This is a genomic window from Streptomyces sp. ISL-87 (assembly GCF_018614095.1).
GTDB lineage: Bacteria > Actinomycetota > Actinomycetes > Streptomycetales > Streptomycetaceae > Streptomyces.
Genome location: NZ_JAGGOY010000046.1, coordinates 70718 through 91470, shown reverse-complemented (window position 1 = coordinate 91470; position 20753 = coordinate 70718). Strand labels below are relative to the sequence as shown.

Annotated in this window: 17 protein-coding genes; 8 read left to right on the top strand and 9 right to left on the bottom strand. The window is 71.8% G+C overall.

Annotated elements, in window-relative coordinates:
- Positions 1-23 precede the first annotated feature (23 nt).
- From J7I97_RS18275 to J7I97_RS18265, 3 genes are read right to left on the bottom strand one after another with little or no spacing between them, the layout of a single operon-like run.
- Positions 24-896, bottom strand: a complete 873-nt coding sequence (locus tag J7I97_RS18275) for a carbohydrate ABC transporter permease (protein ID WP_214936180.1) — start codon at positions 894-896, stop codon at positions 24-26.
- A complete protein-coding gene (locus J7I97_RS18270) occupies positions 893-1825 on the bottom strand; it encodes a carbohydrate ABC transporter permease (RefSeq protein WP_374195490.1) in 933 nt (310 codons plus the stop codon). The genes J7I97_RS18275 and J7I97_RS18270 overlap by 4 nt, the downstream gene beginning before the upstream one ends.
- On the bottom strand, positions 1822-3156 hold the full coding sequence (locus J7I97_RS18265) for a sugar ABC transporter substrate-binding protein (protein WP_214936178.1): 1335 nt from the start codon (positions 3154-3156) through the stop codon (positions 1822-1824). The genes J7I97_RS18270 and J7I97_RS18265 overlap by 4 nt, the downstream gene beginning before the upstream one ends.
- Positions 3157-3504: 348 nt before the next feature.
- Between J7I97_RS18265 and J7I97_RS18260 the strand changes: the two genes are divergently transcribed.
- Entirely contained in the window at positions 3505-3966 is a 462-nt protein-coding gene (locus J7I97_RS18260) for a universal stress protein (protein WP_308364849.1), read from the top strand.
- 78 nt (positions 3967-4044) lie between these two features.
- Here J7I97_RS18260 and J7I97_RS18255 read toward each other — a convergent pair whose 3' ends face one another.
- Complete coding sequence (locus J7I97_RS18255; protein WP_214936175.1) at positions 4045-5025, bottom strand: serine/threonine dehydratase; 981 nt, start codon at positions 5023-5025, stop codon at positions 4045-4047.
- Between the two features lie 14 nt (positions 5026-5039).
- Positions 5040-5681 carry a TetR/AcrR family transcriptional regulator gene (locus tag J7I97_RS18250; RefSeq protein ID WP_214936173.1) on the bottom strand — a complete coding sequence of 214 codons (642 nt, stop codon included), beginning with the start codon at positions 5679-5681 and terminating at the stop codon, positions 5040-5042.
- 202 nt (positions 5682-5883) lie between these two features.
- On the opposite strand from J7I97_RS18250, the gene J7I97_RS18245 reads away from it, so the two are divergent.
- From J7I97_RS18245 to J7I97_RS18220, 6 genes are all read left to right on the top strand, one after another.
- Positions 5884-7569, top strand: a complete 1686-nt coding sequence (locus J7I97_RS18245) for a ricin-type beta-trefoil lectin domain protein (RefSeq protein ID WP_308369175.1) — start codon at positions 5884-5886, stop codon at positions 7567-7569.
- Positions 7570-7723: 154 nt separating this feature from the next.
- Positions 7724-10024, top strand: a complete 2301-nt coding sequence (locus tag J7I97_RS18240; protein WP_251058917.1) for an alpha-N-acetylglucosaminidase — start codon at positions 7724-7726, stop codon at positions 10022-10024.
- Positions 10025-10230: 206 nt separating this feature from the next.
- Positions 10231-10512, top strand: a complete 282-nt coding sequence (locus J7I97_RS18235) for a hypothetical protein (protein WP_214936169.1) — start codon at positions 10231-10233, stop codon at positions 10510-10512.
- The gene (locus J7I97_RS18230; RefSeq protein ID WP_308369176.1) at positions 10505-11593 is read left to right on the top strand and encodes a polyprenyl synthetase family protein; all 1089 of its coding nucleotides are present in this window, start codon (positions 10505-10507) and stop codon (positions 11591-11593) included. Before J7I97_RS18235 ends, J7I97_RS18230 begins: the two co-directional genes overlap by 8 nt.
- 59 nt (positions 11594-11652) lie before the next feature.
- Positions 11653-12834, top strand: a complete 1182-nt coding sequence (locus tag J7I97_RS18225; protein ID WP_308364839.1) for an oxygenase MpaB family protein — start codon at positions 11653-11655, stop codon at positions 12832-12834.
- Between the two features lie 106 nt (positions 12835-12940).
- Positions 12941-14524 carry a molybdopterin-dependent oxidoreductase gene (locus tag J7I97_RS18220; RefSeq protein WP_214936167.1) on the top strand — a complete coding sequence of 528 codons (1584 nt, stop codon included), beginning with the start codon at positions 12941-12943 and terminating at the stop codon, positions 14522-14524.
- 256 nt (positions 14525-14780) lie between these two features.
- Here the strand turns inward: J7I97_RS18220 and J7I97_RS18215 are convergent, their stop codons facing one another.
- Positions 14781-15653, bottom strand: a complete 873-nt coding sequence (locus tag J7I97_RS18215) for a hypothetical protein (protein ID WP_214936165.1) — start codon at positions 15651-15653, stop codon at positions 14781-14783.
- Positions 15654-15872: 219 nt separating this feature from the next.
- Between J7I97_RS18215 and J7I97_RS18210 the strand changes: the two genes are divergently transcribed.
- Positions 15873-16940 (top strand): esterase family protein, encoded by a 1068-nt coding sequence (locus J7I97_RS18210; RefSeq protein ID WP_214936164.1) that lies wholly within the window; start codon positions 15873-15875, stop codon positions 16938-16940.
- A 12-nt stretch (positions 16941-16952) separates the two neighbouring features.
- Here the strand turns inward: J7I97_RS18210 and J7I97_RS18205 are convergent, their stop codons facing one another.
- The 3 genes from J7I97_RS18205 to J7I97_RS18195 form a co-directional block, all read right to left on the bottom strand.
- Positions 16953-18248: a cytochrome P450 gene (locus J7I97_RS18205; RefSeq protein ID WP_251058916.1), complete on the bottom strand. Its 1296-nt coding sequence runs from the start codon at positions 18246-18248 to the stop codon at positions 16953-16955.
- 82 nt (positions 18249-18330) lie between these two features.
- Positions 18331-19590 (bottom strand): Ig domain-containing protein, encoded by a 1260-nt coding sequence (locus tag J7I97_RS18200; RefSeq protein WP_214936161.1) that lies wholly within the window; start codon positions 19588-19590, stop codon positions 18331-18333.
- A gap of 110 nt (positions 19591-19700) precedes the next feature.
- Positions 19701-20594 carry a LysR family transcriptional regulator gene (locus tag J7I97_RS18195; RefSeq protein WP_214936159.1) on the bottom strand — a complete coding sequence of 298 codons (894 nt, stop codon included), beginning with the start codon at positions 20592-20594 and terminating at the stop codon, positions 19701-19703.
- Positions 20595-20753: the final 159 nt, after the last annotated feature.

Here is a 20753-nt window from a genome sequence, read left to right as displayed (position 1 = left end):
GCAACGAGCGGGCTGTATGGGACTCAGGTCTTGACTGCTCCCTCGCCCACGCCCTTGAAGAAGAAACGCTGGAGGGCGAAGAAGAGCAGCATCATCGGGATGAGCGCGGCCATCGCACCGGCGGCGATGAGCCGCTGGTCGTTGACGGTGGTGGCGCCGGCCAGGGTCTTCAGCCCGAGCTGGAGGGTGTAGTTGTCGCTATTGGTGAGGACCAGCAGGGGCCAGAGGAAGTCGTCCCAGGCGCCCATGAAGCTGGTGATGCAGACGACGGCCAGGGCGCCTTTGGCGGCGGGGAGGAAGACCCGGGTGAAGCGGGTCCACTCGCCCGCCCCGTCCAGGACCGCGGCCTCCTCGATCTCCTGGGGTACGGAGAGGAAGGACGCCCGCATGATCATGATGTTCAGGACGGAGACCGCGCCGGGCAGCCAGACACCGATCAGGGTGTCGACCAGGCCCATCTCGCGGACCGTGAGGAACATCGAGATCATCACGGACTCGAAGGGGAACATCAGGGTCGCCACCAGCACGGTGAACACGGCCTTGCGGCCCTTCCAGCCGGCCCGGGAAAGGGCGTATCCGCCCATCGCCGCGAACAGCGTGTTCGAGGTGATGGCGAGGGCCGCGACGATCAGGGTGTTGCCAACGTACTGGAGCAGTGGGAACGATTCGGCGACCCGGACGTAGTTGTCGAGGGTGGGCTGTGAGGGCAGCACCCCGTCGTACACGTTCTCCGTGCGGCCGCGGATCGAGGTGAGGAACTGCCAGGTGATCGGCCCGAGCATGACCACGAGCATCAGCGTCAGCGTGGCGTACCGGCCGGCCAGTCCGAGCCGCCGGCTGCGGGTGCTTCGGGTGCTTCGGGCGCTCCGGGCGCTCCGGGCGCTCCGGGCGCTCAACTCTCGTCTCCCTTCGACAGACGGCGGCCCAGCAGGCTGAAGACCAGCGTCAGGAGGAACAACAGGATGGAGATGGCGGAGGCGTAACCCGTCTCGCCGGCGAAGCCGAGGCCGACCTGCCGAATGAGGAAGGGCAGGGTGCGGGCGCCACCCCCGGGCCCGCCGCTCTCCCCGCCGAGGATGTAGATCTCGGTGAAGACGCGGAGAGCGGAGATGGCGGAGAGGGTGCCGACGAGCAGCATCATCGGCTTCACCTGGGGGACGGTGATGCTGAAGAAGCGACGGACCGGCCCGGCGCCGTCGAGGGCCGCCGCCTCGTAGAGGGAGGAGGAGACGTTCCCGAGGGCGGCCAGGTAGAAGACCATGTAGTAGCCGAGGCCCTTCCACACGGTCACGATCATCGCGGAGACCAGCAGCATGGTGCTGTCGGTGAGGAACGGGATCGGCCCGGAGATGATGCCGAGCTTCTGGAAGACGGTGTTGACGAGGCCGTCGCTGCGCAGCACCCACTGCCAGATCAGGCCGACGACGACGGCGGAGGCGATCACCGGGGTGTAGAAGGCGGAGCGGAAGAACCCGATGCCGGGGATCTTCGTCCGGACGAGCACCGCGAGGGCCAGCGGCAGGAAGACCAGGCAGGGTACGACGACCAGCAGGTACAGCACGCTGTTTCCGGTGGCGACCCAGAAGTCCGGATCGCCGAACGCCCGGCTGTAGTTGTCGAAGCCGACGAAACCGCCACCTCGCAGGATCTGTGCGTCGGTGAAGGAGAGGATGACGGTGTTCACGAACGGCCAGAGGCTGAACAGTGCCACCATCACCAGGCCGGGGGCGAGAAAGAGGTACGGGGTCCACCAGGTGCGGTGGGGCAGTCCCGTGCCGGCTTCCCCGGTGCGAGCCGCTGCCGCCGCCGTGCGTCCGCCCGTCACTTCTTCGCCGCGTTGGCGAGCAGCTCGTTCGCTTCCTCCTGCGCCTTCCGCACGGCCGTCTTCGCGTCCTGCTCGCCCTTGATGGCCTTCTGCATCTCGCGTACGACCGCGTCGCCGACCTGACTGGTCCACTGGACGGGGGTGTTGGCGTCGAGCGCGGCGGTCTTCAGCTGCTCGGCGCCGACCGCGCGGGCCACGGTCTCGGCGTCCGTGCCGTCGCCCCGGTCGGCGAAGTACGGGTCGGCGAGGCCCTTGGCGTTGGAGGGGTAGATGGTGGCCTTTCTGGAGAACTCCACCTGATTGGGGCCGTTGGTGACCCACTTGGCGAACTCGGCCGCCGCGTCCACGTGCTTGGTGTCCTTCTTGATGCCGAGCGACTGGGCGTAGATGCCGATGTGGCCGAGCTTGCCGGTGACGGCGCCCGCGACCTGGGTGTTGGCGTAGATGGCCGGGGCGTTCTGCTTGATGTCCTTGACGAAGCCCGGGGAGCCGGGGCCGAAGACGAGCTTGCCCGCGCCGTAGAGCTGGTTGATGTCGTCGGCCTTGAGGAGGGACTCCTTGGGCATGGCGCCCTTGGCGTACAGGTCCTTCATTCTCCCGACCCATTCGACGGCCTTGTCGGTGTCGAAGACGAACCGGTCCTGCCGCTCGTTCAGGATCGGTACGCCCATCTTCTGCCAGTCTCCGGGCAGCCGGCTCTTGGGGTCGGCCATGAAGGCGGCGTACTGGCCACCGGACTTGGCCGCTATCTGCTCGGCGTAGTCGAAGAACTGCTCCACGCTGGCCGGCGGCTTGGCCGGATCCAGGCCGGCCTTCTCGAAGAGGACCTTGTTGTACGTGAGGATCTCGGGGGTCACGTACCACGGGTAGGCGTACACGCCGTCGCCCTTGCCCGGCAGCTTGAACTGCTCCCAGGCGCCCGGGACATAGTCCTTGGCGACCTCACCGTCGAGCTTGGCCACGTCGGCGAGCATGCCGCGGTCGGCGAGGAGCTGGAAGGAGTCGGTGGAGAGATTGACGACGTCCGGCAGGGCGCCGGCCTGCGCGTCGGCGACGAGCTTCTCGTTGTAGCCGTCCCCCGGAACGTCCTCCCACTTCACCTTCACATCCGGATACTTCGCCTCGAAGGCGTCGATCACTGCCTGCACGTACGCCGTGAACACCGGCTTCAGCTGGAGGGTGCGGAAGGTGATCTCGCCGGCCACTTTGCCGGTCTTCTCCGCCTCCTTCGCGTCCGCGGCGCCACCGCTCATGCCGCACGCGGAGGCCGAAAGGAGCGTGCCGGCCACGAGCGTGGCGATGGCAATACGGGTGCCGTTCAAACGGGTCATCGTCGCCGCCTTCAGGGGGAGTTCCGGCCTCACTGCCGGAGCGCGGTGCCCACGCTGGCCCGAAATCGGCCTTCCGTCAATGCGGCCGAAGTCCCGATGGGCGGGTACCCCTACCTTCCGAATCGAGACGGCGGAGGGAGAGGCAGATGAAAGTCCCTTCGTCAACAAGGCATTGACCTGGCCTAATGCGCTTTAGTTATTAACCTCTCAACGGCGATATCGATTCGATAACAAACCTGCTTAGCCGTCAGAGGTTGACTTTTTATCGGCGGTTCGAGGAGGCGCGTACTAATGCGCTTTACCATCCAATGGAGAACGGCCATGAGGACGAACCGAGAGGAAACCACTGTGAGTGAGTCCATCGAGCCTCTGATCGTCGTGGGCGTGGACGGGTCGGACCATTCCAAGGAGGCCCTGCGCTGGGGGGTCGCCCAGGCCAAGGCGATCGGCGGCCGCGTGCACGCCGTCATGAGCTGGGAGTGGAACACCAACCCGTTCGCGGTGGGCGCGGGCGCCCAGGAGGACCTGGCCACCGCCGAGGAGGCGGCTCGGCGGAAGCTGGCCGACACCGTCGCGGAGTCGGTCGGCACCTCGCCCGGCGTGCCGGTGTTCCGCCGGGTCGAACAGGGCACACCGGCCCAGGTACTGGTGGACGCCTCCGCGGAGGCGGATCTGATGGTGGTCGGCACCCGCGGCCACGGCGGGTTCAAGGGCGCGCTGCTGGGCTCGGTGAGCCAGCAGGTGGTCCAGTACGCCGCCAGTACGGTGGTCGTCGTGCGCGAGAACGACTACAACGACTACGCGGACTGACGGCGGTCGGGCGGGCGGTCTCTCGGTCGGGCGGACGGGCAGTCGGGCTGGCGGTCGGACGGAAGGCCGGGCAGCCCGTCAGACCTCGGCGGCCGACAGGTCCCCGGGGTCGGTGTTCGCCCCGCACAGGACGACGGCCACCCGCTCCCCCAGCGGTTCGGGGGCCGTCCGCAGGGCCGCCAGGGCCGTGGCCGCGCCCGCCTCGACAGCGATCCGGTGCTCCTCCCACAGGGCGCGCCGGGCGGCCGTGATCTCCGTGTCCGGGACCAGCACCGACCGCACGTTCTTCTGCTGCGCGGCGGCCAGCGCGTCCGCCGAGACCCGGGTGGCGCCCAGCGAGTCGGCGGCCACCGAGTCCACGGCTACGTCGACGGGCCGGCCCGCCTCCAGGGCAGCGTTCAGGGCCCGGCAGTTCTCCGGCTCGGCGGCGACCACCCGTACGCCGTGTTCGCGCGCGGCGGCGGCGATACCGGCGAACAGCCCGCCACCGCCCACTGCCACGACCACGGTGTCCAGGCCGGGCAGCCCGGCCCGGATCTCGTCGAGCAGGGTCCCCGCGCCGGCGGCGATCAGCGGATGGTCGTACGCGTGGCTGCTCAGCGCCCCGCTCGCGGCCGCGAACTCCTCGCATGCGGCGAGCGCCTCGGAGTACCGGTCGCCGACGAGCCGTACGTCGGCTCCGTAGCCCCGCAGCCGCTCCACCTTCACGCGCGGTGCGTTCGCGGGCAGGAACACCGTGGCGGGTACGGACTGCGCGCGGGCCGCCCAGGCACAGGCGAGGCCCGCGTTGCCGCCGGAGGCGATGGTCACCCCGGCGCCCGGGAGGGTGCCGGCCCGGTGGTGGGCGGCGAGGAAGTTGCGGGCGCCGCGGGCCTTGAAGGAACCGGTGTGCTGGAGGTATTCCAGCGCGTACCAGACCCCCTCGGCCGCGGGCACCACGGCCGCCGGCCGTATCGTCCCGGCGATCCGCTCGGCGGCGGCGCGTACGGCGGCGTAGTCGAGCCGCTCCTCCGTGAACTGCTCCTCCGTGAACTGCTGCTCCGTGAACTGCTGTTCCATGAACGCGCTCCCCTTCAGGCAGTGGGCCGGGCGGCCTCGATCAGCTGGCGCAGGGCGCCGTAGTACACCTCGCGGTCGGTCAGGGCGGGCAGTACGTCGGCCAGCCCGCCCGACAGCACGGGGAACTCCTCGGGATCCAGGGCGGCCAGCGCGGCCCGCGAGGCGGCCGTGGCCCCGGCCGGATCACGGTGGTCGACGAAGGCGGCGCTGCCGAGGGTGAGCAGGTACATCCGGCGGTACGTGATCATCGCCTCGGCGGCGGTCATACCGGCCGCCACGCTGTCGGCGAGCGCCGGCTCCACCAGCCGGGCCAGCAGCTGCCGCCCCAGCCAGGGCCGGCCGCCGCGCAGCACCAGCAGCCCGGGGTGGGCGGTGAGCAGCCGGTACAGGGCACCGAAGCGCAGCTCGGCGGCCTCGGCCCAGTCGGTGCCGGCGGGGACCTCGGGCAGTTGGGCGGCGAGGTGTTCGGTGCACAGGTCCAGCAGGCCGGCGAGATCAGTGCAGCGGCGCTGGACGGTGGCATGGGAGACGTCGAGCCGGTCGGCGAGGGAGCGGAAGCTCAGCGCGTTGGGCCCCTGCTCGTCGAGGATCCGCAGGGCGGCGACGGCGATCGCCTCGGGCGTCGCGCGGTCCAGGGCGGCTGATCTTCTCGGCATGAGATACACCGTAACAGACGACGTCACATACAGCGCCTCACAAGCGCGCCTCCTCGATCGTGTGACGTCGACTACGGCCAAATTGCTGGTCATTGGCCGATAAGCATCGACTTTCGTTGACAGAGGGTAATCACACCGCTGCACTGGGCGCACAAGAGTCAGCCAGCCCCCGGTACGCCCGCCCCCACGTCAAGGAGTCTCCGTGCCGCCTCGCCTGCGTGCGTCGCTCCCCTGCCTGACCGCGGCCGCCCTGCTCACCCTCGCGCTCGCCCCCGCCCCCGCCCCCGCCGCGGCCGGGCCCACCGCGACCTCGGACACCCCGCTCGCGCTCACCCCGCCCATGGGCTGGAACAACTGGGCGCACTACATGTGCGACATCGACGAAGCCAAGGTGGTGGCGAACGCCGACGCGCTCGTCTCCACCGGCCTCGCCGCCAAGGGCTACGACACCGTGACCGTCGACGACTGCTGGATGCTCAAGAGCCGCGACGCGAAGGGCGATCTGGTCACCGACACCGGCAAATTCCCGCACGGCATGGCCTGGCTCGGCGACCATCTGCACGCGAAGGGGCTGAAGTTCGGCATCTACGAGGACGCCGGCTACGAGACCTGCGAGCGCTACCCCGGCAGCGGAGCGCCCAACGGCGGCGGCGCGGACCACTACGCGCAGGACGCCCGGCTGTTCGCGTCCTGGAACGTGGACTACGTCAAGATGGACGGCTGCAATCTGTGGGTCCCGCCCGGCAAGACGAAGGAGCAGGCCTACCGCGACGCGTACAACGCCGTGTCCAGGGCCCTGCGCGACAGCGGCCGGGACATGGTGCTCTCCGCCTCCGCGCCGGCCTATTTCCAGCAGGGCGAATGGGGCGGTCCCGACTGGCACAAGGTGCTCGGCTGGGTCGGCGAGACCGGCCAGCTGTGGCGTGAGGGCCGGGACATCCAGGTGTACAAGCCGGCCACGCCCACGGCCTCCCGCTGGAGTTCGGTGATGGGCAACTACGGCTACAACCGCTGGCTCGGCCGGTACGCGGGCCCCGGCAACTGGAACGACCCCGACTTCCTGATCGCGGGCGCCCCCGGCCTCACCGAGGCGGAGAGCCGCAGCCAGGTCGGCCTGTGGGCGATGATGGCCGCCCCCTTCATCCTGTCCTCCGAGGTCTCCCACCTCACCCCGGCGGGGCTCGCCGCCCTCGGCAACACCGACCTGATCGCCCTGGACCAGGACTCGATGGGCCGGCAGGGCGCGGTGGTCTCCTCCAACGCCACCTTCGAGGTCCTGGCCCGGCCGCTCGCGAACGGCGACCGCGCCGTGGCGGTGCTCAACCGGTCCGGCAGCGCCCGGGACATCTCCGTACCGCTGGCCGACATCGGGCTGTACTCCTGCACGGTGGAGGCCAAGGACCTGTGGAGCGGGCGGCGCACCAGGGTCTCCGGCTCCCTCACCGGAAAGCTGGCCGCGCACGACACGGCCGTCTGGCGGCTCAGCCCGCACGGGTGCGACGAGGCCGTTCCGACCGGGCAGATCACCGGCAACGGCGTCAAATGCGCCGACGGGGCCAACACCGCCGGTGTCGGCGCGGTCGTGATGGCGGCCTGCACGGCGGGCACCGACCAGCGCTGGACCCTGGGGAGCGACGCGAGCCTGCGGCTGGCCGGGGACTGCCTGTCGGCGGGCGAGGACGGCCTGGTGGAGCTGGCGGACTGCGCGCCGGGCGAGCCGGGGCAGAGCTGGACGCACCGCCGGGACGGGGCCCTGGTCGAGGCCGTGAGCGAGATGTGCCTGACGGCGTCGGCCGCGGCCGCGACCCCCGACGCACCGGCCGCGCGGCTGCGGCTCACCGCCTGCGGCGACCACCGGGTCGACCAGGCCTGGGCCCTGCCGGTCTGACGGGGCCTCGATGACGAACTCGCCCACGGACGCGTCTGCGAAACCGCCCGCGAACTCGAAGGCGAACCCACCGACGAACTCGACGAACCCGCCGGCGAACTCGAAGACGACCCCACCGACGAACTCGAACCCGACGAACCCGACGACGGAGACGATGACGCACTCAAGGACACCGCGCGGGCGCCGGCCCGTCGCCCTCGCCGTGCTGCCCGCCGCCCTGCTGACGCTGGTCTGCGCGGGGGCCGCCCCCGGAGCCACCGCCCCCGGCGCGGGATCGCCCGCGCGGGCCGACGTAAGGCAGGACGCGCGGCCTGTCGCCCTGCGCCTGGACGCGGGCCCCGCCTCGAAGCCCCGGGCCTTCGACGCGGGGCCCGCGCAGGCCGCCCTCAAGCGGCTGCTGCCCAGGCACTCCGGGCAGTTCACCCTCGTCCCCGATGCGGCCGCCGGCGCCGACACCTTCACCGTGTCGGGGAAGGCGGGCGCCATCACCGTGCGCGGCTCCACCGGAGGCACCCTGCTGACCGGTGTCGGCTGGTACCTCCAGCACATCGCCGGGGCCGACATCGGCTGGCCCGGCGACAGCCTCGGGATGCTGCCCGAGGTACTGCCGCCGGTGCCCGCGCCGGTCACCCGCAGCGCGCTGGTCCCCCACCGGTACGCGCTCAACGACACCGACGACGGCTACTCCGGCCCGTACCGCTCCTTCGAGGAACACCAGCGGCAGATCGACCTGCTCGCCCTGCACGGCATCAACGAGGTGTTCGTGCAGGTCGGCGCCGAGTACCCGTACTACCGGGCGCTCCAGGGCTTCGGCTACTCCCCCGAGGAGCTCCGGGAGTGGATCCCGGGCCCCGGGCACCAGAGCTGGTGGCTGCTGCAGAACCTGAGCGGCTTCGGCGGCCCGGTCACCGAGCGGCTGATGCGGGAGCGCGCGGAGCTGGGCGGGCGGATCGCCGAGCAGCTGCGCGGGCTCGGCATGACCCCGGTGCTGCCCGGCTACTTCGGCACCGTGCCGCCGGAGTTCGCGGCCCGCAACGCCGGTGCGACCACGATGGCGCAGGGCGACTGGGCGGGCTTCGACCGGCCCGACTGGCTGGACCCGGGCTCGCCGGTCTTCGAGCGGCTCGCCGCCTCCTACTACGCCGAGCAGCGGGCGGTGTTCGGGGACAGCGCGATGTACCGGATGAGCCCGCTGCACGAGGGCGGCCAGACGGGCTCTGTGGACGTCAAATCCGCCGCCGGGTCCATCCAGAAGGCGCTCCACACCGCGCATCCGGGCGCGCTGTGGGCGGTGCTGGGCTGGCAGGACGACCCGACGAAGGAGCTGCTCTCCGGGGTCGACACCTCGAAGCTGCTGATCCTGGACGGACTGTCCGACCGCTACAACCGCCTTGACCGGGAGACCAGTTGGGGTGGCGCCCCGTACGCCTTGGGCACGATCTACAACTTCGGCGGGCACACCACGATCGGCGCGAACACCTCCGTGTGGATCGACCGGTTCGGCACCTGGCGCGCCAAGCCGAACAGCGCGCTGCGCGGTATCGCCTACCTGCCGGAGGCCACCGGGACCAACCCGGCCGCCTTCGACCTGTACACCGACCTGGCCTGGGAGCCCGGGCCGATCGACCAGAAGAAGTGGTTCGCCGAGTTCGCCGCCCGCCGGTACGGGCGCCCCGACGCCGAGGCCGCAGCCGCCTGGGAGGAGCTGCGCAAGGGGCCGTACAGCACTTCCTCGGGCCTGTGGTCGGAGTCCCAGGACAGCCTGTTCACCGCCCGGCCGAGCCTGACCGCGGCCGGGACGGCGTACTGGAGCCCCAAGTCCATGCGCTACCCGGCCGGCGGGGTCCGCAAAGCCCTGGACCACCTGCTCAAAGTGGACCGGAGGCTGCGCACCTCCAGCGCGTACCGCTTCGACCTGGTGGACACGGCGCGACAGGCCCTCGCGAACCACTCCCGGGTGCTGCTGCCGAAGATCAAGGCAGCCTACGAAGGCAAGGACCTTGCCCGGTTCCGCGAGCTGACGGCCCAATGGCGCGACGGAGAGCGGCAGTTGAACGCCGTCGTCAGCTCCGACCCGAACTTCCTGCTGGGCCGGTGGCTCGGCGCGGCCCGCTCCTGGGGCGCCGACAAGGCGGAGCAGGACCGATACGAGTACGACGCCCGCTCGCTGCTGAGCGTGTGGGGCCGGCGCGGCACCAGCGAGGGCGGCTTCCTGCACGATTACGCGAACCGCGAATGGGGCGGCCTGATCACGGAGTTGTACGCCCGGCGGTGGGAGGTCTACTTCACGTCGCTGGAGGATGCGCTGGTGAAGGGGGCCGCGCCGAGGGCGATCGACTGGCACGCCTTCGAGGAGGACTGGGCGCGGCGGACCACCGCGCATCCGGGCGCGCCGAGCGGGGATCCGCATGCCCTGGCGGCCGGGGTCGCGGCCGCGCTCCCGCCCGCCCGATGACTACACCACCGGGTGCGGTGACGATCGCCTCGCGCGGCGATCGTCACTCGCCCGTGGGAATCTCGGTACCCGTCCGAGGGAGAAGACGCGAAGGGGCTCGCCGCGCGGGGCGGGCACTCGGTTCACTGGCCCGGAAATGATCAGGGGCGGCTGTCGGGGTGATCCGGCGGTCGCCCCTTCCAACACCCCCCGGGAGTGCACCGAGCATGTCCGAGACCGAGCCGGAGCAGCCCTCCGCGACGCTGGAGCTGCTGACGCTCCTCGCCGCCGGGGCCGCCGACCTGGCCCTCGACCAGTTACGCCAGTCCGCCGACCGGGCGCAGGAGGCGCTTCGCCGCTCCGACCTGCGGGAACTGCTCACGGACGGGGTGGTGGAACTGCGCAAGCGCGGGGAACTCGCCACCCGCCGGTCTGGCACGGGGTCGGAGAACTACCTGGAGACGATGGCCCGCCGCGCCGCCGAGCGGGCCGGCCACCCGCGTGCATGACGACTCGGGATTCCATGACCAGGCCGGACTGCACGACCACGCCGGGTTCCATGACCATGCCGGGTTCAAGGCGCGCGTCGACGAGGTGCTGGTCCGGCTGGCCGACGAGGAGGAACAGGCCCTGCTCGGCCTGCACGTCGAACTCTCTCCCCTCACCGAGCAGTTGCGCCGGTCGCTGGCCCGCGGCAAGCGGATCCGGGCCGCCTTCCTGTACTGGGGGTGGCGGGCCGCCGGCCAGCCCGACTGCGAGGCGGTGATCCGGGCCGCGGCCGCGATGGAACTCGTGCACGCGGCGGCCTGCACCCACGACGACATCATCGACGGCAGCCGGATGCGGCACGGGCAGCTCACGGCGCACGCCGCGTTCGACGCCGCCGGGCAGCGCTCCATCGCGCTCGCGATGATCCTCGGGGACCTGCTCATGGGCTACGCGGGCCACCTCTTCACCACCTGCGGGCTGCCCGGGGCCTATCTCGCGCGCACCGTCCCGCTCTGGTCGGCGCTGCTGCGCGAGACGGTGGCGGGCGAGTTCCTGGAGGTGCTGCGCACGGACGCCTCGCCCGCCCGGGAGCCGCAGCTGGCGGAGTCCCTGGAGGTGGCCCGCTACAAGACCGCCAAGTACACGGTGGAGCGACCTCTTCAGCTGGGCGCCACCCTTGGCGGCGGCTCCCGGGCCCTGTTCGGCGTCTTCTCCGGCTACGGGCTGCCCCTGGGCGAGGCCTTCCAGCTGCGTGATGACCTGCTGGGCACATTCGGCGACCCGGCCAGGACCGGCAAGTCCAACATGGACGACCTGCGGGACGGCAAACCCACCGCGCTGCTGGCCCTCACTTTCGCGGCGGCCGACCCGGACGACCGCCGGCTGCTCGCCAAGCTGGTGGGAAACCCGGACTTGGGTCAGGAAGAGGCCGCGTCCGTAAGGGAGTTGATGGAGCGGTGCGGGGCCCGTCAGCAGGTCGAGGAGCTGATCCGGGAGCGGATCGCCCGGGCCTGCGGCGCGCTGGACACCGTACCGATGCCGGCCGAAGCGCGGTCCGCGCTGCGCGAGCTGGCCGGCGCGGCGGCCGACCGCCCGCTGTAGCCCCCCGCCATCCCGCCATCCCACCAGACACGAAGCACGAATCACGAAGGACGACTCACGTGAACGCCACCAAGACCGCTTCGCCGCGCGCCCGTTACGACGGGGCCGCGCTCGACGCGCTGCGCACCCAGGGGGATCCGCTTGCCGACGCGGCCGTCGCCACGATGTTCCGCCGCGGCGAGGTGGGCGACCTCAACACCCTGATGCGGTTCTTCTCCACCGCCGGGGACAAGCTCCCCGAGCGGCTGCCGGCCGCCGCGGCCGAGTACTTCGAGGCGACGGCCATGCCCCCGAGCTGGGTGGACTGGGACGTCATGGAGCAGGCCCGGCTGTTCTTCATGGACAACGCGGCCCACATCAACACCGGGCTGTCGTTCGCGGCGATGCCTGTGAGCTACGCCGTTCCCCGGGTCTCCCGGCTGCTCTCCTCCACGCACTCGCTCTCGTATCCCTCGCGGCGGATGGCCAACACCGGGCAGTTCGTCACGTACCTCATGCGGACCGACTCCTTCGCGGAGGGCAGCAAGTTCATCCCGGCCGCGCAGAAGGTGCGGCTGCTGCACGCGGCGGTGCGCCACCATCTGCGCGAGGGCGGCCACTGGGACGTGGAGCGGGACGGGCTGCCTATCTGCCAGGAGGACATGATCGGCGGATTCGGCTTCTTCTCGCTGCTGGTCCTGGACGCCATGCACCGGCTCGGCGTGCACATGAGCGAGGAGGGCGCGGAGGCCTACTTCTATGCCTGGCGGGTCGTCGCCGCCATGCTGGGCTGCGACATGTCGGCCCTGCCGGTGACGCTCACCGAGTGCCGCGCCTACCTCGACCTCTACCTCCTCCGCGGCCTCGGGCCCTCTGCGGAGGGGGTGACCCTCAACGCCCAGCTGATGCGGCTGTACGAGGACGTGGTGCCCGGCACGCTCCTCGACCCCATGGTCCCCGCGACCATCCGCTACCTCGTGGGCGACACCATCTCCGGCTGGCTGGAGATCCCGCGCAGCCCCTGGGACACGGCGGCCCGGGCCGTTCCGGTCTTCCTCGGGCTGCTGGAGACCATCGAGGACCACAGCCCGTTCGCGGGGTGGGCGCTCGACAAGGCCGGCTCGATGCTCGCCGGATTCGAGCTGTCCGCGCTGACCCGGGGCCGGGTGATGCACCACGCGATCCCGACGGAGCTGAGGGCGGAGTACGGGGTGAAGGCGCCGCGCGCCGGGCGGTGGGTGCCGCCCGCATCCGTGCACTGACCGGGCGGGCGGGGGCGCATCCGTGCACCGCGGGCGGGGCGCATCCGTGCACCGACCGGGCAGTCGGGGGATAATCCGTAACAATCCCGGCGGACGGTGATCCCGAATGACCCCTGTGAAGGCAGATGGGCGGCGCCCGCCCCGCATGCTCGGCGCCGTCTGCGGTGTGGTCGCCGCAGGCGCTGGCCTGGCGCTGGCGGAGTTGGCCGCGGCGGCCGTGCGGCCCGAGTCCTCGCCGCTCACCGCGGTGGGCGGGGCCGTGGTGGACCGTACTCCCGCGGGCCTCAAGGAGTGGGCGATCCGCGAGTTCGGCACCGCCGACAAGCTGGTACTGATCCTCGGGATCGTCGCGGTGCTGGGCGCGGTCGCAGTCGCGGCCGGGGTGCTCGCCGTCCGCCGCCTCACCCTGGGGATCGCCCTCGCCGCCGGATTCGGGGTGATCGGGGCGGTGGCCGCGCTCAGCCGGCCGGAGGCGACCTGGCGGGACGCGGTGCCCTCGCTGGTGGGCGGGCTGGTGGCGGCCGGAGTGCTGTATCTGCTGGTCACCGCGGCGAAGCGGCCCCGGCCGGTGGGCGCGCCGCCCGGCGGGACGTGGGCGGTGGACCGGCGCGGATTCGGGCGGCTGGTCGCGGCCACCCTGGTGGTGTCGGCGGGCGCCGGGTACGCCGGGCGGCGCCTCGGCGCCTTCGGCTCGGCGGGGGCCACGACCTCCCGGGCGAACCTCGTACTCCCGGCGCCCGCGGTGCCCGCGCCGCCGGTTCCGGCCGGGGCGGACCTGCGGGTTCCCGGGGTGTCGCGGTTCCTCACCCCCAACCGGAGCTTCTACCGCGTGGACACCGCGCTCGTGGTCCCGCGCGTCGACGCTGACACCTGGCGGCTGCGCATCCACGGGGAAGGCGTCGCCAGGCCCCTCACCCTTGATCTGCGGCAGCTGCTCGCCCGCCCGCTGGTCGAGCGTGACATCACCCTCACCTGCGTGTCCAACGAGGTCGGGGGCCCGTACGCGGGCAACGCGCGCTGGCTCGGCGTACGCCTGGCCGACCTGCTGCGCGAGGCGGGGGTGCGGCCGCCGTCGCAGGGCGGACCGGCCGACCAGCTGGTGGCGCGTTCGGTGGACGGGATGACGCTCGGCACGCCCGTCGAGGCCGTCATGGACGGCCGGGACGCCCTGCTGGCCGTCGGGATGAACGGCGAGCCGCTCCCCTTCGCCCACGGGTTCCCAGTACGGATGGTCGTACCGGGCCTGTACGGGTACGTCTCCGCGTGCAAATGGCTGCGCGAGCTGCGGCTGACCACCTTCACGGCGTACGACGCGTACTGGGTCCGCCGCTCGTGGGCGCAGCAGGCTCCGGTCAAGACCCAGTCGCGCATCGACACCCCGCGCGCGCTCGCCGACCTGGCGCCGGGCCGGGTACCGGTGGCCGGGGTGGCGTGGGCGCAGCACCGGGGGATCTCCCGCGTCGAGGTACGGGTGGACGGCGGCCCGTGGCGGGAGGCCCGGCTCGGGGACGCGGACGGCGATGACACCTGGCGCCAGTGGGTGTGGCTGTGGGAGGCGACTCCGGGCCGGCACACCCTGGAGGTCCGCGCCACGGACCGCACCGGCGCCGTCCAGACGGGCGAGCGCCAGGGAACCGTCCCGGACGGGGCGACGGGGTGGCACTCGGTGGCGGTGAACGTCCGGCCCTGAGCAGCCCTGATCTGCCTTGATCTGCCTTGATCTGCCTTTCTGCCTTGATCTGCCTTGGTCCGAAGGACGGGCACTGGGCCGAGCAGGTGCACCGGGCCCGGCCCGCGCGGATCGGCGCCGCCGCGAGGAAGGGACGCCGTCGTGCCCCCGGGCCGCGAGGCCCGCCCATGGACCGACGGAGTGGCGAGGACTGTGCGCGAAGACCTGCGGGGCAGCGTGGAGCTGGCGACCGGCGCGTCCAGCGGTCTGGCCGTTCCTACGGCGCCGCGAGGATCAGGTCCGTCTTGAAGGCCTCCCGCTCCAGCAGCCAGCCCTCCGCCCGGAGTCTGCCCAGCAGCTCGGCGCGCAGGGCGACGGCCTCCCCGAGAGTGGCCGCCTTGGCCGTGATCTCGGTGAACCAGGTCCGCTCGCCGCAGGCGCCGCGCAGCGGGGTCACCTGCATCTCCAGCCGGTGGCCGAGGAGCCGGCCGGGGTAGTTGGTCTGCCGTACGGGGCCGTGCACGAGGCAGTGGGCGGCCACGGACTCGGCCCAGCCCGCGGGCTGCGTCGCCCACTTCCTGAGTTTGCCGGGCAGCCGGTCCCGGGTGAGGGCGCGGGAGGCCTCGGGGCCGGGCAGTTCGCCGGGGTCCAGGTACGGGACCGGCTCGCGCTTCTTGTTGCAGAAGTCCAGGGTGGCCCGCGAGTAGCTCAGGTTGACCTGCGGTTCGTAATTGGTGTCGCCCGCGTCGAAGTTGGCGGCACTCGCGCGGTCGAGCGCGCGCCGCACCGCCGCCGGATCGGTGCCGTCGCCGTCGATACCGAAGCGCCTCTTGTAGGTGAGGCAGAGCCGGTTCTCCTCACCGCCGCGGCGGATCCGGATGATCCAGTCCTGCGCGGCCAGGCTGAGGCGGTCGTCGTCCATGTACTGGGTGAGCTCGAAGCCGCTGGAGGAGCCGAGGGCGAGCACGGCGGCCGCCGCGCCGAGGGGTGCGCCGTCCCGGTCCAGGACTCGGCAGGGATCCACCAACAGCTTGACCTGGTAGGTCGGTTCGGCGTTGGCGGGGGCCTGCGCGGCGGTCTGCTCGGCGGCCTGCGCGGCGGTCTGCGCGGGGGCGGCCGTGGTGGACAGGGCGACGGGGGCGACGCCCACCGCCGCGACCCTCAGGCCGCGAAAACGGCGACACGGAGCACTCGCCACGAATACGTTGATCACGGCGCTTATGACACCAGCCGGGAGGAAGGACACACCCTCAGGAGGGCCCCGTCGGCAGGTCGTTCGACGCCCCGACACGGTGCGCCCCGACCCCGCCGGGGGCGCGGCACACCGTACATTGATGTGACAAACCAGGACATGTGAGGAGCCGGTGCCGTGGAGCTGACCAGCACGTCGTTCCTCGTCACGCTCGTCGTCGTCACCGCGCTCGCCATGCTCGCCCTCCTGCTCCTGTGGAACCGGATCCCCGGGCCCGGCTGGGTGCGCTGGCCCGTGCGGGTGCTGATGATCGGGCTGTGCCAGCTGACCGCCATCTGTGTCGTCGCCACATCGATCAACAGCAGCTACGGGCTCTACTCCTCCTGGGACGACCTGCTGGGCACCGACGCCGGCCAGGACACCTCCGCGATGACGGGGCCGCCGCTCGGGCGGGCCAAGTTCAGCCAGGGCGGGGACGGCACCCAGAGCACCTACTTCCGCGGCTCCCACTCGAAACTCGCCGGGCAGGTGGTCGTGTGGACTCCCCCGGAGTACGAGGCCCCGGGCGCGGAGAAGACCCGGTTCCCGGTGCTGATGCTGCTGCACGGGTACCCCGGCTCACCCCGGACCTGGATGGACCTGGGCCGTATGCCCGGCGCCCTGGAGGAGCTGGTCCAGCTGGGCGCGGCCCACCCGTTCATCGTGGTGATCCCGGAGCTCTATCCGGGCGGGGTGAACACCGACTGCAGCAACACCCCGGAGCGGAAGATCGCCGACTGGCTCGCGCAGGACGTGCCGGATCTGGTCGCCAAGCGGTTCCGTACCTTGCGCGGGCCCGCGGGCTGGGGGGTGATGGGCGTCTCCACCGGTGCTTTCTGCGCGGCCAAACTGCCCCTCCAGTACCCGAAGGTGTTCCGCGCTGGCGCGGCCCTGGATCCGGACCCGCTGACGGGGGACCCGGGGGTGCTGGCCAACCCGTCGCTGCGGGAGCGGAACAGCCCCATGTGGCTGGTCGAGCACACGAAGAAGGCCGATGTCGGGCTGTTCCTGGCCACGTCCGCGCAGGACAAAAGCAGCCCGCCGCAGCAGCTGGCCGCCTTCGCCAAGGCCGCCGAGGGTACCGGCGTCCGGGTGAAGACCCTGATCCGGCCCCAGGGCGGCCACAACTTCCAGACCTGGAGCGCGATGTACCCGGACGCGCTGGGCTGGCTGAGTACGGAGATCTCCCCGCCCGGGGATCGATGACCGCCTCCCGGCCTAACCGCCTGCCGGCCTGACCGGCTGTGGCCTGACCGGCTGTGGCCTGACCGGCTGTGGCCTGACCGGCAGGGCCTGGACGCTGTTGCCTATGAAGCTGCGCTGGTGCGGGAGTTCGGGCTCGGGCACCGCGAGGTCGAGGTCCGGGTAGCGGGTGAAGAGCCGCTCCAGGGCGATGGTGGCCTCCAGCCGGGCGAGCGGGGCGCCCACGCAGTAGTGCGCGCCGTGGCCGAAGGACAGGTTGCGGGCGGCGGTGGGGCGGGTGATGTCGAAGCGGTCGGCGTCCGGGCCGTGGAACGCCTCGTCGCGGCCGGCCGCGGTGTACCCGGCGAGGACCGGGGTGCCCTTCGGGATCACCGTCCCGTCGACGGTCAGGTCCCGGGTGGGGTAGCGGAACGGGAACCAGCTGACAGGGCCGTCGAAGCGCAGGGTCTCGTCCACCACGTCCGACCAGGTGGCCTTGCCCTCCTGAACGAGGGCGAGCTGGTCTCGGTGGGTGCACAGGGCACGGACGGCGTTGCTGATGAGGTTGAGGGTGGTCTCGTGGCCCGCGACGAGCATCAGCCGCATGGTGCCGATGAGTTCGGCCTCGCTGAGCCGGTCGCCGTCGCCCTCGCGGGCGGCGATCAGCGCGCTGGTGAGGTCCTCGCCGGGGTTCGCCCGGCGGGCGGCGGCGATCGTGCCCATCAGTTCGACGAGCTCCCGGACGGCGGCCATGGCCTCGGCGGGGGTGGTGTCGGTGGCGATGATGACCGTGTTGGACAGGTGGTGCAGCCGGCCCCGGTGCTCGGGGTCGACACCGAGGAGCTCGCAGATGACGCTCATCGGGAGCGGCAGCGCGAAGTGCGTGCGCAGGTCGGCGACACCGTCGGGGGCCTCGTCCGCGGCCCGGCCGAGGCCGTCCAGCAGCGCGGCGGTCAGCTCCTCGATGCGCGGGCGCAGCCGCTCCACCTGGCGGGCGGTGAAGGCGTTGCCGACGAGGGAGCGGAGCCGGCGGTGGTCGGCGCCGTCGGCGGTGTGCATGCCCTGGGCGTTGGCGAAGACCCGCAGTGGCCAGTCGGGGGCGATGGTGCCGTCGTGCAGGGCCGGGAAATGCCGGGCGTCCTTGGCCACGTCGGGGTGGCCGAGGAAGTCCTTCAGCGCGTCGTGCCCCAGGACGACCGCGCCGGGTACTCCGCCGGGGAGAACGACCTCCGCCACGGCGCCCTGGGCACGGAGCCGGGCGTTGAGGGCGTGCGGGCAGCCGCCCGCGGGGTCGATGACGTGGGCGGGCACGTCTGTGTTGAGGGGCGGCAAGCCGAATCTCCTGACCATGTGGACGAATATCGGTCAACAGTGCGGCTTGGGGGGCGGGTTGTACAAGACCGCCCCCCACGTCTCAAAACCAGCTGGTGGTGAGCGCGAAGGTGGTGCTCGCGGTGGCTCCGGCGGAGTCGGTGGCGGTGGCGGTGACCTGGACGGTGCCGGTGGCCCAGGGTCTGCCGGTGATGCGGCCGGTGGTGGCGTCGGTGTTCAGGCCGAAGGGCAGACCGGTGGCGGTGTAGCGGATGGCGGGTTTGCCTCCGGTGGCGGTGAGCTGGATGGTGCAGGACTGGTTGAACTTGCATGCTTGCGCGCCGGGGTTGGCGAGCTTCAGGTCACCGGGGGTGGGAGTCGGTGTGGGCGTCGGGGTCGGCGTGGGTGTCGGGGTCGGTGTGGGCGTGGTGCCGCAGCCCGGGGTGGCCTCGGGCGGCAGCGGAACCCGCCAGATCTGGCTGTCGTTCTCCGACCCCACGAGCAGGCTGGTGCAGTCGTAGTACGTCACCGTCTCGCCCTGGGACTGGGCGGGCAGGGCGACGTCCGCCAGCTTGGTCCCCGCGGTGTCGTAGACGGAGGCGGCGTTCGCGCCCAGCGGCCCGCCGCTGCGGAGGGTGTACGAGGCCCCCGAGGGCGAGAACGCGCCGTCGGTGGCGAAGACCGGGCCCGGCCGGACCGGGGTGAGGGTGTTGACCTGCCCGGTCGCCGGGGGCAGCGGGGCCTTGTACAGCTGGCCGGTTGCGCCGATCAGCTTGCTGGCGACGTAGAGCTGTCCCGTGACGGGGTCGGCGAGCAGTGACTCGGCGTCGTGCCTGCCGTCGGCGTAGGCGAAGCGATAGGTCACCGGCGTGACGGTGGCGTTGGCGAGCTGGTCGGGCTCGGCGAAGCCGTGGACGGTGATCTCGGCGCGGCCGCTGAAGTTGTCCCCGATGTCGCCCACCAGGATCACCGGGAGGCCGGCCGCGTCCTTGCCGAGCGCGAGCCCCTCCCAGTCGGTGTTGCCGACCCCGGCGACGGTGTAGGTGGCTCGGAGCAGGCCGGTCGTTCCGGTGCAGTCGATGGCGAAGACCTGGTTGGTATTCCCGCTGTCGTTGACGGCGTAGAAGACACCCGGGTGCTTGCGGCTCATGGCGAGACCACTGAGCTCGGCCAGGCCGCCGGGCAGCGTGCACTTCTTCTCCGGGGCCAGGGCCGGGGCCGCGGCGGCCGGACCGGCAGAACCGGTGGCACTGGCGGTGGCGCTAGCAGTGGCGGTGGCCATCCAGGCGGCCGCCGGAAGGACGGTGGCGAGGACCGCGGTCGCGAGGGCGGCGGCCCAAGGGGGTGCGAGGAGTCGGGACATGCGCACAATGTGATGGGCCATCAGACAATGGCGCCAGGGCCAACCACCGCCTAATTGAGCATTGTTCAATGCCCGGTCGGCATGTCTGCTGGAGACAAGGCGACTTCCGGTCAGCGGGCGGGCTCGCGGACGGGCGCCTTGTGCCGGGCGTGCGCGATGAACGCCCGGGCCGCCCGGCTCAGGGGCCTGCGGGGGTGCGCGATCCCCACGGGGCGAAGTAGGGGCGGAGCGAAGGAGCGGACCTCCGCGCGATGGCCGAAGGCCCGTGACGCCACGTCCCGGTACCAGATGACCGAGCCGCAGCCGTCCGTCACGCCCGTCACCCAGGCAAGCCGTTCGTCGACCTCCAGGGAGGGCACGGGCCGGACGCCGAGGCAGCTGAACATGGCCTCCATCTCGGTGCGCCGGCCGGCTCCCGGGGTGGGCAGGACCATCGGCAGCCCGTCGAGCAGCCGGAAGGGCACCGGGTCGGGCAGCCGGGAGCCGATCGGCGAGATCAGCACCACCTCGCGCTCCTGGATGTGATGTGTGGTCAGATCCTTGTCCACCGGCAGGTCGACCAGGGCCAACTCGGCCCGCCCGTCGGTGAGTTCCTGGGTCAGCGCCTCCCGGCTGTCGTGCTGCTGGAGCCGGACGTCCACGCCGGGCTGCCGCTCGGTGAAGGCCGAGATCAGGTCGGCGGCCAGATCGATGGCCAGGGTGGGGGTCGTCACGAGGGTGAGGGTGGCCCGGGTGCCCTTGCCGTGGGCGGTCCCGATGTCGTCGATCGCCTCCACCGCGTCGAGCACGGTCCGGGCCAGCCGGACCACCCGGGCCCCTTCGGGGGTGAGGTCCACTCCCCTGCCCCGGCGGGCGAGGAGTTCCACTCCGAGGTCGCGCTCCATGGCCTGCACGGCCCGGGACAGGGCGGACTGGGCGACGAAGACCGAGGCGGCCGCACCGGTGATGGAGCGGCAGTCCGCGACGGCGACGAGGTAACGAAGCTGCGCGAGTGTGGGGGTCATGACCGGACGGTAACGGCGGCATGCTGTACCTGTAAGGGCCGCACGGTGAACAAATGTCCGACCTTGGCCCGGCGTTCATGCCGGGTCGGCGATAACACATACCGGTGCGGCATGAGCCCGCGCCGATGCGTTACGCCGTCCCGGGCGCCGGTTTCGCCC

What these genes read in the sequence shown, in the direction of transcription:
- J7I97_RS18195 (WP_214936159.1), bottom strand. Translation starts at nt 20,594, where the DNA reads ATGACCCCCACACTCGCGCAGCTTCGTTACCTCGTCGCCGTCGCGGAC.
- J7I97_RS18235 (WP_214936169.1), top strand. Translation starts at nt 10,231, where the DNA reads ATGTCCGAGACCGAGCCGGAGCAGCCCTCCGCGACGCTGGAGCTGCTG.
- J7I97_RS18250 (WP_214936173.1), bottom strand. Translation starts at nt 5,681, where the DNA reads ATGCCGAGAAGATCAGCCGCCCTGGACCGCGCGACGCCCGAGGCGATC.
- J7I97_RS18240 (WP_251058917.1), top strand. Translation starts at nt 7,724, where the DNA reads ATGACGCACTCAAGGACACCGCGCGGGCGCCGGCCCGTCGCCCTCGCC.
- J7I97_RS18220 (WP_214936167.1), top strand. Translation starts at nt 12,941, where the DNA reads ATGACCCCTGTGAAGGCAGATGGGCGGCGCCCGCCCCGCATGCTCGGC.
- J7I97_RS18200 (WP_214936161.1), bottom strand. Translation starts at nt 19,590, where the DNA reads ATGTCCCGACTCCTCGCACCCCCTTGGGCCGCCGCCCTCGCGACCGCG.
- J7I97_RS18265 (WP_214936178.1), bottom strand. Translation starts at nt 3,156, where the DNA reads ATGACCCGTTTGAACGGCACCCGTATTGCCATCGCCACGCTCGTGGCC.
- J7I97_RS18255 (WP_214936175.1), bottom strand. Translation starts at nt 5,025, where the DNA reads ATGGAACAGCAGTTCACGGAGCAGCAGTTCACGGAGGAGCAGTTCACG.